The 13,068-nt window shown below is 63.7% G+C and carries 13 protein-coding genes and 1 tRNA gene; 8 read left to right on the top strand and 6 right to left on the bottom strand.

Annotation, left to right across the window (positions count from 1 at the left end):
* Positions 1-52: 52 nt before the first annotated feature.
* The 3 genes from IWY39_RS01330 to IWY39_RS01320 are packed head-to-tail and all read right to left on the bottom strand — an operon-like array spanning position 53 to position 3,866.
* The gene (locus IWY39_RS01330; protein ID WP_107125495.1) at positions 53-454 is read right to left on the bottom strand and encodes a YdbL family protein; all 402 of its coding nucleotides are present in this window, start codon (positions 452-454) and stop codon (positions 53-55) included.
* Positions 451-639 (bottom strand): YnbE family lipoprotein, encoded by a 189-nt coding sequence (locus tag IWY39_RS01325; RefSeq protein ID WP_017182713.1) that lies wholly within the window; start codon positions 637-639, stop codon positions 451-453. Before IWY39_RS01325 ends, IWY39_RS01330 begins: the two co-directional genes overlap by 4 nt.
* Positions 636-3,866: an intermembrane phospholipid transport protein YdbH family protein gene (locus tag IWY39_RS01320; RefSeq protein WP_107125494.1), complete on the bottom strand. Its 3,231-nt coding sequence runs from the start codon at positions 3,864-3,866 to the stop codon at positions 636-638. The genes IWY39_RS01325 and IWY39_RS01320 overlap by 4 nt, the downstream gene beginning before the upstream one ends.
* Positions 3,867-4,001: 135 nt before the next feature.
* On the opposite strand from IWY39_RS01320, the gene radC reads away from it, so the two are divergent.
* Both radC and IWY39_RS24520 read left to right on the top strand, forming a co-directional pair.
* Entirely contained in the window at positions 4,002-4,697 is a 696-nt protein-coding gene (gene radC / locus IWY39_RS01315) for a RadC family protein (RefSeq protein ID WP_107125493.1), read from the top strand.
* 74 nt (positions 4,698-4,771) lie between these two features.
* Complete coding sequence (locus IWY39_RS24520; RefSeq protein WP_107125492.1) at positions 4,772-5,206, top strand: DUF7684 family protein; 435 nt, start codon at positions 4,772-4,774, stop codon at positions 5,204-5,206.
* A gap of 235 nt (positions 5,207-5,441) precedes the next feature.
* Here the strand turns inward: IWY39_RS24520 and IWY39_RS01310 are convergent, their stop codons facing one another.
* A complete protein-coding gene (locus IWY39_RS01310; RefSeq protein WP_107125491.1) occupies positions 5,442-6,863 on the bottom strand; it encodes a DEAD/DEAH box helicase in 1,422 nt (473 codons plus the stop codon).
* Positions 6,864-6,998: 135 nt separating this feature from the next.
* A complete protein-coding gene (locus IWY39_RS01305) occupies positions 6,999-7,433 on the bottom strand; it encodes a hypothetical protein (protein WP_026002276.1) in 435 nt (144 codons plus the stop codon).
* A gap of 77 nt (positions 7,434-7,510) precedes the next feature.
* Between IWY39_RS01305 and IWY39_RS01300 the strand changes: the two genes are divergently transcribed.
* The 4 genes from IWY39_RS01300 to IWY39_RS01285 all read left to right on the top strand — a co-directional run bounded on the left by IWY39_RS01300 (position 7,511) and on the right by IWY39_RS01285 (position 11,641).
* The gene (locus IWY39_RS01300; RefSeq protein ID WP_107125490.1) at positions 7,511-8,950 is read left to right on the top strand and encodes an FAD-binding oxidoreductase; all 1,440 of its coding nucleotides are present in this window, start codon (positions 7,511-7,513) and stop codon (positions 8,948-8,950) included.
* Positions 8,951-9,081: 131 nt separating this feature from the next.
* Positions 9,082-9,858 (top strand): SapC family protein, encoded by a 777-nt coding sequence (locus IWY39_RS01295; RefSeq protein WP_017182483.1) that lies wholly within the window; start codon positions 9,082-9,084, stop codon positions 9,856-9,858.
* A gap of 309 nt (positions 9,859-10,167) precedes the next feature.
* Positions 10,168-10,242, top strand: a tRNA-Glu gene (locus tag IWY39_RS01290).
* A 163-nt stretch (positions 10,243-10,405) separates the two neighbouring features.
* The gene (locus IWY39_RS01285) at positions 10,406-11,641 is read left to right on the top strand and encodes a tyrosine-type recombinase/integrase (protein WP_196871314.1); all 1,236 of its coding nucleotides are present in this window, start codon (positions 10,406-10,408) and stop codon (positions 11,639-11,641) included.
* Positions 11,642-11,700: 59 nt separating this feature from the next.
* Here IWY39_RS01285 and IWY39_RS01280 read toward each other — a convergent pair whose 3' ends face one another.
* Positions 11,701-11,904: a helix-turn-helix transcriptional regulator gene (locus IWY39_RS01280; protein ID WP_107124454.1), complete on the bottom strand. Its 204-nt coding sequence runs from the start codon at positions 11,902-11,904 to the stop codon at positions 11,701-11,703.
* A 424-nt stretch (positions 11,905-12,328) separates the two neighbouring features.
* Between IWY39_RS01280 and IWY39_RS01275 the strand changes: the two genes are divergently transcribed.
* Complete coding sequence (locus IWY39_RS01275; RefSeq protein ID WP_229380608.1) at positions 12,329-12,754, top strand: type II toxin-antitoxin system RelE/ParE family toxin; 426 nt, start codon at positions 12,329-12,331, stop codon at positions 12,752-12,754.
* A complete protein-coding gene (locus tag IWY39_RS01270; protein ID WP_009820704.1) occupies positions 12,744-13,064 on the top strand; it encodes a helix-turn-helix domain-containing protein in 321 nt (106 codons plus the stop codon). The genes IWY39_RS01275 and IWY39_RS01270 overlap by 11 nt, the downstream gene beginning before the upstream one ends.
* Positions 13,065-13,068: the final 4 nt, after the last annotated feature.

Raw genomic sequence — 13,068 nt, 5'->3', positions numbered from 1 at the left:
GAGATTGGCACCCCCGGACGAAGGAATGAGAAAAGTCCGCCAGTGCGTCTTTTCAGCCCGCAGACGCGCAATAGGGCGGCAGCGCGATCGGGCCGGCCCCCTTGGTCTGCCACGCGCCAGCGCCGATGCGATACACCTGGCCGGTCTTGACCCTGCTGCTGAGCGTCTGACAACCAGTGGCGGCGGCGACATCCTGCACGGTCACGCCCCGCTGGCTGGCCAGCTGCGTATAGGCGGCGCGACGCTTGATATTGATCGATTCGACTTCGGCGCGGACATCGCCCGCCACCGTCCCGGCGATGCCGAGATAGCCATCGGCCTGTTCACCCACCGTGCCGGCCGCCATGGCGCTGGCCACGGCCCCGGTCTGGGCACGGGCGGGCGCGGTCATTGCAAAACCAGCAGCCAGCGCGACGGCGGCACTAGCGGCGATCATGAGCATCTTGCGTGTCATTGCGGGAACAACTCCGGGTTATTCTGGATGAGATCCTGTGCGTCACGTTGCAGGCGCACGACGACCTCCTGCTGCACCTTAACATTCAGGTTGATTTCGATCGGCTTGTCAGGCGCCTTGACCTGAATACAGCCCCCCAGGGCCAGACCGGCGAAACCCGCCATCATGATTGCTTGCTTCTTCATTTGCGCTCCCTGTTTGGCATGTTGTCGCTTTCCGCAGGCTGAACCGCAAGGCTTTCGTTCATTTTGCTCTTCATGGTCGCCTGCATCTGGTCGCCGATGCTGTTCTGTATGAGTTGCGAGGGATCGATGAAGGACTGGGCGGTGCCGAGCAGCCCGCGGAAGGGCGCGGCGATCCGCACGTTGAACAGGAAGGGCAGGCCCGTGAAGTTGCGTGCCAACCCTGCCGGGGTGCCGCCCAACTGGCCGCGATTGACGCCGTTGAATACGACATTGGTGACCATTTCGCCGTCCAGCGCGCCGTCCATCAGGATCGTCAGGCATTTATATTGCAAGTTCTTGAGCGCATCGAACGCCAGCCGCCCCATCGTCCCAAGCTGCTCGTTCGATACGGGGCCGACATAGGAGAGCACGCCCGATTGCCGCGCAGGATCACAGGGGATGGTCGGCAAGACGCCTTCGGGCATCAACAGCGGCGGCATGCCCTGTTGCCGGGCGACGAGCACCCCGCCCGCAACCCGCCCGCCCTGCGAGTTGAATATGAGGGGCATGAGGCCATCAAATGTGCCGGTAGCCGAGATATTGTCCAGCTCCATCGCCTGGATGAACGCCCCGGCGTCGAGGCCGATGACGCGGAAGGTCAGGTAGCGATCGACGTCGGCGCTGAAATCCATGGTGGTGGGAAGCAGGACCAGCTGCCCGCCCGAAAATGGCCAGCCGCCGCCCTCGATTCGGACCTTCTGCCCCGCTTCCAGCCGATAGCGGACAGTGCCGTCGCGGACTTCCACGCCGGGATTGACGGACGTGATCTTGACGGTCTGGCCCGGCGCGGTGACCATGTTGATAAGGTCGGTAAAGCGGATTTCGCCCGACAGGCCCTGCACCGGGCCGAAGGCGGCGGCGAGATTGGCATTATCGGTGCGGAACGTGCCGGTGGAGGTGACGTTGGAACCGTTCCAGTCGACCCGCCCGTTCCCCGTCACCGTCGCCGCGACATTAGCGACGACGCCCAGCGCCAGCGGGGTGACTTCGTCAGGCTGGAGAGCAGGACCGAAAACCAGGCCGGGCACGTTGAGGTCCGCATGCCCTTTGCCGCTGCCAAGCTCATGCGCGATGCTGGTAAGGGCGACGGTCGCGCCATTGCGCGGCGAGGCCAGCGTCCCGGTCGCGGCGATGCGGCCATTTTTCAGGGTCAGGGCAAAATCGGGAACAGCAAGCGGGTTGAAGCGGACGGGCGACTGCGAATCGCGCACGGTCATGGCGGCACGGAAATCAAGCGCGCTGTCGGCGAAGCGCCAGGTACCGTTGCCCTGTTCGACGATCAGCGGAACGGTGCCGATCTGCCCCCCTGCCCCGCTCACAGTGCCGCCAAGACCGCGCGCAGTCATCGCGCCGTCCAGGCTGGCGGCGGTCAGGCGGACGGGAGCGTCGTTCGGGCCAAGCGTCAGCGCGGGGTTGGCAAGGGCGAAGCCGCTCTGGCCAAGCGCGATGCGGGCATGATCGGCGGTCAGGCGCAGCGGGCTGTCGCCGCTGGTGCCGACAAGAGCGAGATCGGGGATGTCCGCGCCGCCGCTGATGCCCTTTGGCCCCATGGCGAACAGCGCGCCGCCATCCAGCGGACAGAGTGTCTGGCGCGTCTGGCCAATGGCAAAGGCACCATAGCGGGCTTCGATCAGCGACAGGGGCACGCAGCGGCGGTTGATCGCCAGCGCGCCATTGGCGGCAAGCTGCCCCTCGATCGGCAAGCGAAGGCCGCGCAGGCGACCATCGGGCAACGGCCCATCGAGGCGCAGCGCAGTCGAGAAACGGGTTGCGCCATCGGGCTGCGCGATGAAGCGGACGCGATCGATGCTCAGGCGCGCGTCGCCAGCGGCGTAGGGATCGACGAATAGTTCGCCGCCAAAGCCGCCACCCGCGCGACGGGCCAGGCGCAGCGCGGCATCGGGCAGGCCGCCGCCGCCCGTCCGCAACGCGCCTTCAAGCGCCCAGTCGAGGCTGGAACCGGCGCGGCCAGGCCAGGCCAGCGTGATGCGGCCATCCGGGGACAGGCCGACCTGCGCGCCGCTGCGGGCGACAAGACGGCTATCGGTGAGGGCAAGGCTGCCCGCGGCACCCCGCTGGACGAAGGCGAAGCGCGTGCTGATCCGATTATTGTCCCCCGCGCGGCGCACGGCATCGGCCAAGCGGGTGGCGAGCGGGCCGACGGGCGTGCCAAGGGTGGAACTGCGTAGCGACGCCAGCGGATCGCGGCCCGCCATATGGAGCTGACGCCCCGACAGTTCGCCTTGCGCCTTCGCTTCGCCGCTCTTGACCGACCATGTTCCCGCGAGGCTCGCCTGTTCGATCATGGCCCCCTGCCCCGCCAGCGCCCTTGCGCCGATGCGGGCGCGGCCGCTGATGGCGGATGCCGTGCCGTCGAAATCGACACGGCCGCTGGGTGCGGCCAGAACGATGCCGCTGGCCTTGAGCGCCTCACCCGACAGGTCGACATGGCCGCTCCAGCGGTCGAACGCCTGGCCCAGTGTGAGGTCAAGCGTCGCCACCGGGCGGGCCATAGCGGCGCTGTCGTGGCAGGCAAGCGCCGAGGCGCGCACCGGGCCGGTGACATGCGGACGGCCCCGGTCCATGGCGATGGCCAGCGACGCGCGCCCGTCCGTCAGGCCGCAACCGGCAAAGGCCGCGCGGGGCATGACGGCGGCCAGTTTGCCCCGAAAGCCGGAGCGCAGATTGCCGGTCCCGTCGATACGCATGGCCACCTGACCGGCATCGGTATCGAGCCGCAAACGCGCGTCGTTGAGTGCAAGGAGGATGTCGGGCAGGCTGAAGGGTTCGGTGGAATCAGGATCGCTGAACTTGTCCAGTTCGCCCAGGCGCAGCACGCCGTCGCGATAGGAACCGCGCATCCGCACGCCGCCCGCGCGCACCGCGGCAACCTGTGGCGTCAGCCCGGCGAAAGCAATGTCGACCTCTACCCAATCGGCGGTCAGATCCGGATTGGCCGGGTCGCCCAGCAGGATATGCTCGATCCGCTGGGTGCGCAGGCCCACATCGGTCAGATCATAATTGGCCTGCACCCCGCGCCGGTTCAGTTCGCGGCTGACGAAATTTTCCGCGATTGGCGCGCGCTGCGTCCACAGGCCAGCCAGCACCAGTGCAAGCGACCCGGTGCCGACACCCAGCCAGCGTAGCCAACCCCGGCGAACCTGCTCTTCGCCGTCCTGTTCTTCCATGCTTATGGCCAACCCCGGCTTTCAAGTAACGCTGATGGTCCGTAACGGGACCATAACGTCCGTACGCGATTAAATATCCTTGCCCCGCGATTCCGCAACTTATAGCGTCGATGGCCAGTAGCGAGGAACGCAGGTTTGGCGGAGCAGGACGCAAAAGTCACGCATGATGGCGCAGGGCATCGCGCGCGGTTGCGGCAGAAGCTGGCCGAAAGCGGCGGCGATGCGCTGCATGATCATGAACTGATCGAATATCTCCTGGCGCTGGCGATTCCCCGGCGCGATACCAAGCCGCTGGCCAAGGCGTTGCTGCGTGAATTTGGCGGCATCGGCGGGCTGATGAGCGCGGACTGGCAAGCGATCGCGCGGGTGCCGGGCATGGGCGACACCAGCATCGCAGCGATCAAGATCGTGCAGGCGACGATGCTACGGACGCTGCGCAACGAAGTGGCGGCGCGGCCAGTGCTGGCCAGTTGGCAGGCGCTGCTCGACTATCTGCGCGCGGACATGGCGTTTCTGGGGGTGGAACGGGTGCGGGTGCTGCATCTCAATGCCCGCAACATGCTGATCCGCGACGAAAATATGGGCGACGGGTCGATCGACCAGGCCGCCATCTATGTGCGCGAGGTGATCCGGCGGGCGATAGACCTGGGGTCAGCGGCGATCATTTTGGTGCATAACCACCCCAGCGGATCGCCCGAACCCAGCCGTCAGGACATAGAGGTGACGCGCCAGATCATCGACGCAGGCAAGCGGCTCAACATCGCGGTGCATGACCATATTATCGTGGGCGCGAACGGGCATAGCAGTATGCGGGCGATGGGGTTGTTGTGAGGGGGGGAATGAGTGGGTAGCGGACAGTCCGGTTTTGAGTTGAGGATGCGACAATGCGGACATAGGTTCGCGTGATGCCTCTGGACTATCTGCACCTCTCCCCTGACCAGCCCATACCGCAGATGGCTCCTAAGCCCTACCGAGCAGTCCTGGTTGCTGAACAGGCCGTGAGCCAGGTTTGGCGTGATGAAGTAGTCAAATGGCTCGTAGGCAGCGGTTGCCTATACTTTGTCGCTTGGGGCACAGCTTGTGAGGAATGGCACGATGCCGTGGATTGGGCCGTCTTAGAGGCTTTCGACTTTGGAGAGATACCGGACCACAAGTTTGTTATGACGACGTGGCATGACAAAGAACCAATGTCAGAGGCGCTATGGTTTGCTGGGAACTGCGCTTCTCATCCCGATGTGGACCTTGCAGACACGGTGGTCGTGCATGTCTCGCTCAGCGAACGTAGAGCGGCCATCTTAGAGCTATACCACGACAGCCAAGACATAGAGGACGACACCTAACCAACGCCCGGTTCTGCCGTCATTAGCCAAGACGTCGACGGCCGCAAATGGTCGTTCCCGATCATCCTCCCCTGTAAGGGGATGTGGATGGCCGTAGGCCAGACGGAGGGGTGTCCCTCCACGATAGCGCGACACCCCTCCACCACTTCGTGGTCCCCCTCCCCTTACAGGGGAGGAATTTGCGGGCGCTTCTGGTCGCTCATTGGCGGACAGGGCAAAGCCCGTCCGCCTCTGGTCAGGCGTCGAAGCCGAAGTTCAGGAATTCGGGGACCGGGCCGTTCCAGCCTTCGTCGGGGCCGTCGTGCTGATGGTCGTTGCGGCGTTGGCGGGCGGGCGCTTCGGCGGCGCGGGGGGCGGCGGCTGGGCTGGCGGCAGCTTCCTCGCGCGGCTTTTGCGCGCGTGACCGGCGAACCGGGCTGGGCTTTTCAGCGACGGGTTCGTCCGCGACGGGCGCTGGGGCAGCAGGCTTTGCCGCGCGGGGCTTGCGGCCCCTTGGCGTCTTGGGTGCGGCATCTGCGGTCGGTTCGGCGCTGGCGATGGCCTCCGCCGCGCCGACGATCTCGATCTTGGTGCCGATCAGCTTCTGGATATTGTCGATCGCTTCGGCGTCCGCTTCGGTGACGAAGGTGTAGGCGACGCCTGATGCGCCCGCCCGGCCGGTGCGGCCGATGCGGTGGACATAATCGTCCGGGTGCCACGGCGCGTCATAGTTGAACACATGGCTGACGCCCTTGATGTCCAGACCGCGTGCCGCGACGTCCGACGCGACGAGGATGTTGACGGTGCCGGCGCGGAAGCGTTCCAGTTCGGCGATGCGCGAACCCTGGTCGATATCGCCATGGATTTCGCCCGACTTGAAGCCGTCGCGTTGCAGGCTCTTGTTCAAGTCCCGCACAGTCGTCTTGCGGTTGCAGAAGATGACCGCGCTGGTGACGTCGGCTTCGCGCAGCATTTTGGACAATGTGTCGCGCTTCTTGCGTGCGTCGACCTTCACCAGACGCTGGGTAATGTTGGTCGATGCGCTGGCGGGGCGCGCGACTTCGATCGATTTGGGGTTGGACAGGAATTTGTCGGCCAGCTTCTTGATGACCGGGGGCATGGTTGCCGAAAACAGAAGCGTCTGGCGCTGCGCGGGCAGCTTGGTGCAGATTTCCTCGATATCGGGGATGAAGCCCATGTCGAGCATCCGGTCGGCTTCGTCGATGACCAGCAGCGAACAGCCATTGAGCATGATCTTGCCGCGACCGAACAGGTCCATGAGGCGGCCCGGTGTCGCGATCAACACGTCCACGCCCTTTTCGAGCGCGGCAAGCTGGTCGCCCATCGACACGCCACCGATCAGCAGCGCCATCGAAAGTTTGTGATATTTGCCGTATTTCTCGAAATTTTCCGCGACCTGGGCGGCGAGTTCGCGGGTCGGCTCCAAAATCAGCGATCGCGGCATCCGCGCGCGGCTGCGGCCATGGGCAAGGATGTCGATCATCGGCAGCACGAAGCTGGCGGTCTTGCCCGTCCCCGTCTGGGCAATGCCGATAATGTCGCGCATCATCAGGACGGACGGGATCGCCTGCGCCTGAATAGGCGTGGGCGTATCGTAACCGGCCTCGGTTACGGCCCTGAGCAATTCGTCGGAAAGGCCGAGATCGGCAAAAGTCATTCAATGGTCCGGGAACAGGAGGCTTGTCCGTCCTGCACGATAGCGAGACGGAAATCGGCCGCGCATTGCGGAAATATCGGCCGCTTGTCAAGGAAATCGCGCGATTTGTCCTGTCCTGCCGCCCGATCGCGACACTTAATCGTCGGGTTCGACGGCGATCAGCCGCTTGAAGCTTTCGATGGCGCAACTGGTCCCGCCGCGCGCTTGCAATTCGTCCCTGCCCGAACACAGCGACCCGTCCTCGTCCGGTTCGACGTAGAAACCGGAATAGAAAGCCGCCGCGTCGCACCCTTTTTCCAACCGCGCGCGATAGCGATGATCGTCGGCCAGGATCAGGTCCACCCCGTTGCGCACGGCGATGGCGGCAGCGCGAATCGAGCGGAGCGCGACGCAGCGCGGCCCCTTCTTTTCGTCCCATGCGTCGGCGGCTTTTTCCGTTATGCGCGCGGGCGCCCTGCCCTTGCGCGCCATCGGCACGCGAATGATGACGCGCTGTTCAATCGTCATTTGCGCCCATTGAACCGGGCTAGCCGTAGTGGCGGCCATCAGCAGCAATATGGAATGAACCAAATCGAACCCCTTTTGGGAATCAGAAGCTATCGACCCATGGTTGAACAGTCGATGAATTCAGGGGATAGGTGCGTCCCATGATTGGACGGGCTATTATCGATCGTTTCTCCGCGCTGCTTGGCCCCAAGGGCGTCGTCACCGACCCGGATGATATTGCGCCATGGGTCAGCGACTGGCGCGGGCGCTATCATGGCACGGCCGCGGCGATCCTGTCACCTGTGTCGGTGGAGGAGGTTGCGGCCATCGTGGCGCTGGCAGGCGAGTTGAGCGTCGCGCTGGTGCCGCAGGGGGGCAATACGTCGATGGTTGGCGGGGCGACGCCGCCTGCCGACGGATCGGCGCTGATCCTCTCGCTGCGGCGGATGAACCGGATTCGTAGCCTGAGCGCGGACGATAATCTGGCGATCTGCGAGGCAGGCGTGATCCTGAGCAACCTGCACGATGCCGCGGAAGCCGCCGGTCGCCGTTTTCCTTTGAGCCTGGGGGCCAAGGGGTCGGCTACCATCGGTGGGCTGGTGTCGACCAATGCGGGCGGTACGCAGGTGTTGCGCCACGGAACGATGCGGGCGCTCGTCGAAGGGGTGGAGGCAGTGCTGCCCGATGGCAGCATCTTCCATGGGCTGGATGCGCTGAAAAAGGATAATCGCGGTTACGACATCAAGCAGCTGCTGATCGGCGCGGAAGGGACGCTGGGCGTGATCACGGCGGCGGCGCTGCGGCTGGTCCCGGCCATAGCGGCACGGGCGGTCGGCTGGGTCGGCGTCGCCTCCCCGGCCGATGCGCTGGCGCTGCTTCGTCTGGTGGAAGCGGAATTGGGCGATGCCGTCGAGGGATTCGAGGTGATCGCCGACGAGACGCTGGGCTTTGTGCTGGGGCATATCCCCGGCACCCGATCGCCGATCGAGACACGGACGGCATGGCATGTGCTGATCGAGGTCGATCATGGCGATCTGCGCGATCCGGGGCCGGTCGAACGACTGGAGGGCGCGCTGGCGCAGGCGTTCGAACGGGAAATCGCGATCGACGCGGTCGTCGCCGCCAATGAAGCGCAGTCCGAAGCCTTCTGGCGAATTCGCGAGTCGCTGTCGGAATCGGAAAAGGCGCAGGGGCCGGCGCTGCAATATGACATCAGCGTGCCGGTGGCGCGGATGCCCGCTTTCATGATCGATGCGGCCGACGCGGCCATGGCGCGCTTTCCCGGCACGACGGCGTCATCCTTTGGCCATCTGGGCGATGGCAATGTCCATTTCCATGTCCGCGCGCCAAAGGGGACGAGCGACGGGCCAGGCTGGATCGCGGCGCAGGGCCAGGCGATCAACGCCTTCGTCCATGATGCCGTGGTCGCGGCGGGCGGGTCCATTTCCGCCGAACATGGTATCGGCCAGATGAAGCGGACGGAGCTGGCGCGGCTGGCAGGCCCGGCGCGGATCGGCGCGCTGCGGGCGATCAAGGCCGCATTCGATCCGCAAGGGCTGTTCAATCCGGGGAAACTCATTCCCCTGCCCGATGAAGCCTGAAGATCAGGCCCGGAACCAATGTGTGAAAGCAATTGCCACCCGCTGCGCAGGGCTTTATCGCCCTCTCCCAGTTTTACGCCCGGCGGCGCCACTGCACAGCGCCGCTATATTGACAGAATGGATACCGGATCATGGCCAGCGCGCCCGCGAATAACCTGCCGATCTTCTACAATGACCTCCTTCCGCTGAGCAGCCTGGATCATGCCGATTTTCGTAGCGTAGCGGTCGATTCGGCGCCGTTCCTGACCAGCCAGCACGCCATTCCGCTGACGATCGACGAATTTGTCGCCGCCCAGCGTTTCGTGCCGATCATCTTTTCGGCAGGCACGGATTCGGTGCCGCTGGCGCTGATGGGCCTTAATGAAGGGGTCAACATCTTCGTCGATGACGAAGGCAAGCTGCGTGGCGGTCCGTCTTACATTCCGGCCTATGTCCGTCGCTATCCCTGGATGTTGGCGAAGCTGCGTCCCGACAGCGACGAACTGTCGCTGTGCTTCGATCCGACCAGCCCGGCGATCGGCCCGTTCGAGGATGGCCAGCCCCTGTTCGAGGATGGCAAGCCGACCGAACTGACCCAGGGCGTGCTGAAATTCTGCGAGGATTTCGAGCAGGCCGCTGCCCGCACCGGCCAGTTCGTGCGTGAATTGCAGGAAATGGACCTGCTGATGGACGGCGAGGTCGCGATCCAGACGCCGGGCAACGAGCAGCCCTTCGTCTATCGCGGTTTCCGCATGATCAACGAGGAAAAGCTGCGCGACCTGCGCGGCGACCAGCTGCGCAAGATCAACCAGAGCGGGATGCTGCCGCTGATCCACGCCCATCTCTTTTCGCTTCAGCTGATGCGCGACATTTTCGAAGCGCAGGTCAATCTGGGCAAGGGGCCGATCCCCCAGGTCGTTCAGGCCTGAACGGGAAGTTAACCCGAAACGGCGGAAATAATTGATAGAAAAGCGATTGCATCTCCTCTTGAAACGGAATGTGACCTGCCCTATCTACTGAACATGCGATGCACCTGCCCCCCTTTCGGGTGTATCGTATGGGCGCCTCCCCCTTTGGAGGCGTCTCCTCCCTGAACCTAGGCCGCTCCATGCTCTGCATGGGGCGGTTTTTTTTGGCATGCGGCTTTTCAACTGGTCTGGTCCCGGCGCGGTTTTCCTTGACGCGCCCGGCACGCCTTCCTAAAGCCCGGCCCCTGCCAACCGCCCGACGCGGCGCATGGCCCCTTCGTCTAGCGGTTAGGACGCGGCCCTCTCACGGCTGAAACACGGGTTCGATTCCCGTAGGGGTCACCAAAATACTCTCCCAGAGAGTATCAGAATGTGCCAGGAATGGCGGATTTCTGCGGTTTTTCATGGTATAGGTATCCCATACGGAGCGGTCTCGGACCACCGGATACCAGCAACTTGATGGTATGTCTGATGGTAGCGCGGCCCTCCTCGAAAAGGAGATACCATCATGGCGCTTACAGCCGCTGCGATCAAAAACGCCAAGGGCAAAGCCAAGCCCTATAAACTCACCGATAGCGATGGCCTGTTTCTCTATGTGACGCCCAATGGTGGGCGCTACTGGCGGATGAACTATCGTCACCTTGGCAAACAGAAGACGTTGGCCTTCGGGGTCTATCCCGACATCGGCCTCGCCGACGCCCGCGAGCAGCGCGACGCCGCCCGCAAAGTGCTGGCGAAGGGGGACGATCCCGCAGAAAAGATCAGACTGGATCGGATTGCCGCAACCGTAGCCGCGTCCAACAGCTTCAAGGCGGTTGCCGACGAATGGCTGGTGAAGGTCGAACGCGAAGGCCGCTCTGCCGTCACGATGAAGAAGCTGCGCTGGCTGCTGGCCTTCATCAATGCGTCGCTGGGAAAGCGCCCTGTCACCGTCATCACCGCGCAGGAGGTCTTGACCATGCTGCGCAAGATGGAGGGCAAGGGCCGCTACGAGACGGCCAAGCGCCTGCGCAGCACATGCAGCCAGATATTCCGCTACGCCATCGCCACGGCGCGCGCGGAGCGTGACGTGGCAGCGGACCTGCGCGGGGCGCTGATCGCGCCCAAACCGGTCCACCGCGCCGCGATTACCAGCGAGGACAATGCGGGAGGACTGTTGCGCGCCATTGAGGCATTCGAAGGCTTTGCAAACACCAAAGCAGCACTGCAACTGCTCCCGCACGTGTTCGTGCGCCCAGGCGAGCTCCGCCACGCCGAATGGGCCGACTTCGATTTCGACAAGGCGCTGTGGACCATCCCCGCGCACAAGACCAAAATGCGCCGCGCCCATACCATCCCCCTCTCCCGGCAGGCATTGGCGATCCTTGGCACCATCGAACATGATGCCGACTATAGCCGCTACCTGTTCCCGTCGCTCCGCTCGGTGGACCGGCCCATGTCGGAGAACACCATCAACGCCGCCTTGCGGCGCATGGGCTTCGCACAGGATGAAATGACCGGCCATGGCTTCCGGGCAATGGCGGCGACCCTGCTCAATGAAATGGGACTATGGCATCCCGACGCGATCGAGCGGCAGCTTGCCCATTGCGACAACAACGCGGTGCGTCGCGCTTACACGCGGGGCGAATATTGGGACGAACGGGTCCGCATGATGCAGCACTGGTCCGACCATCTCGACTTGCTGCGCGACGGGCAGAAGGTCGTTACCGGCAAGTTCGGTAAGGCGAAGAGCCAAGCTGCCTGATCGGAAGCCGCCGATGTTGCCGTGCCCATGCCTGCAAAAGGTGGAGCACGGCAACAGGATCAAACGCCCAACTCCTCCCGGTAGCTTACCGGATCGGCAATCCAGCGGTTGATGGCGGACTCCCGCCAGCCAGCGCCGTGGACGCTGATCTTCACCTGGCGTGGGAAAGTGCCTTCGCCCATCTTGCGATAAAGCGTCGTGCGGGAAAGCCCTGTGCGGGCGAGGACGGTTTTCAGGCGAATGATACGATCACTGTTGTTCATGGGGCAGTCTCTTTAAATCAGGATGTTGCACGCGCCCCCGGCCACGAGCATTGGATGCCTTGCCGTCCCGGACAAGAGTGTTCCGGGCGCGCAGGCAGCTACGCTTTCATGGGTCGGTGAACGCTGGCGGCAATTGGCGGTCAGCGGCGGAAGACGGCGGAATTTGGCGTAGGCTTGTCACTGATAGCGATCAGCGAAGATTTTTTCCCAGCCTGTACCAAATTTTCATGCCGTGCCTTCGCATCCGCCCCTTTTCAGGGGACAGCCAGCAGGCGTTAGGTCGAGTCGTTCATTGGAGGCTCCTTTGAAAGGACCACCGTCGGTAGCGTCATGAAGCAAACTCATGCTCACCCGCAGTCTATGCACTGTCAAGAAGGCCGATGCTGTGTCGTTCCTTCCCATCCATGTTGAAATATAACGCTAAGTGTTATATGAAGCCATAGAAAGCAGGAGAACCGCCATCGCGCGCATCTTCAAAAATGGTTGGTTCGAGCGCTTCGCGCGAAAGGAGCGGATTGCCGATGCGTCGCTTCGTGAAGCCGTAGAGCGCGCAGAAAGCGGTCTGATGGATGCCGATCTTGGCGGCGGGGTCATCAAGCAGCGGGTTGCTCGCACCGGGCAAGGCAAGTCGGGCGGCTATCGCACGTTGATCCTGTTTCGGCAGGGTGACAGGGCGATATTCGCTTTCGGGTTCGCCAAGAGTGCGCAGGCGAACATATCAAAGGCGGACCTAGCCTTGCTCCGCAACGCGGCGAGCGAGGCGCTGAAATGGAGCGCGGGGGAACTGGACCGACTGGTGGCGTCGGGAACACTGGTGGAGATAGATGATGGGAACAGTGATGAAGGATAAGGGCTATCGCAGCGAGATTGCGGGTGCAATCCATGAAATGATGAGCGACGCCCATGACGCGGGCGTGGTGTCGCGCGCGACGTTGCGCACCTTTGACGAAGCGTGTCTTGCCCCCGCGCCGGCGCTGGCAGGCGATGAAATTCGGGCGATCCGCGAACGCGAGCATGTCTCGCAGCCGGTGTTCGCCGCCTATCTCAACGTGTCGCGCAATCTTGTGTCGGACTGGGAACGGGGCGTGAAACGCCCCGGCGGCCCTGCCCTGCGCCTTCTGTCCATTATCCAACGCAAGGGATTGCAGGCGGTCGCGTAGCTAC

The sequence above is a fragment of the Sphingobium sp. JAI105 genome (assembly GCF_015752145.1).
GTDB classification, from domain to species: domain Bacteria; phylum Pseudomonadota; class Alphaproteobacteria; order Sphingomonadales; family Sphingomonadaceae; genus Sphingobium; species Sphingobium xenophagum.
Note: the sequence above shows the minus strand (reverse complement) of the source record. Positions and strands in the feature narration are given on the sequence as shown.

Coding starts and splice junctions, on each gene's coding strand:
- IWY39_RS01270 (WP_009820704.1), top strand. CDS start 12,744: ATGAAGGATAAGGGCTATCGCAGCGAGATTGCGGGTGCAATCCATGAA.
- IWY39_RS01295 (WP_017182483.1), top strand. CDS start 9,082: ATGGCCAGCGCGCCCGCGAATAACCTGCCGATCTTCTACAATGACCTC.
- IWY39_RS01285 (WP_196871314.1), top strand. CDS start 10,406: ATGGCGCTTACAGCCGCTGCGATCAAAAACGCCAAGGGCAAAGCCAAG.
- IWY39_RS01300 (WP_107125490.1), top strand. CDS start 7,511: ATGATTGGACGGGCTATTATCGATCGTTTCTCCGCGCTGCTTGGCCCC.
- IWY39_RS01330 (WP_107125495.1), bottom strand. CDS start 454: ATGACACGCAAGATGCTCATGATCGCCGCTAGTGCCGCCGTCGCGCTG.
- IWY39_RS01325 (WP_017182713.1), bottom strand. CDS start 639: ATGAAGAAGCAAGCAATCATGATGGCGGGTTTCGCCGGTCTGGCCCTG.
- IWY39_RS24520 (WP_107125492.1), top strand. CDS start 4,772: ATGCCTCTGGACTATCTGCACCTCTCCCCTGACCAGCCCATACCGCAG.
- IWY39_RS01320 (WP_107125494.1), bottom strand. CDS start 3,866: ATGGAAGAACAGGACGGCGAAGAGCAGGTTCGCCGGGGTTGGCTACGC.
- IWY39_RS01310 (WP_107125491.1), bottom strand. CDS start 6,863: ATGACTTTTGCCGATCTCGGCCTTTCCGACGAATTGCTCAGGGCCGTA.
- IWY39_RS01280 (WP_107124454.1), bottom strand. CDS start 11,904: ATGAACAACAGTGATCGTATCATTCGCCTGAAAACCGTCCTCGCCCGC.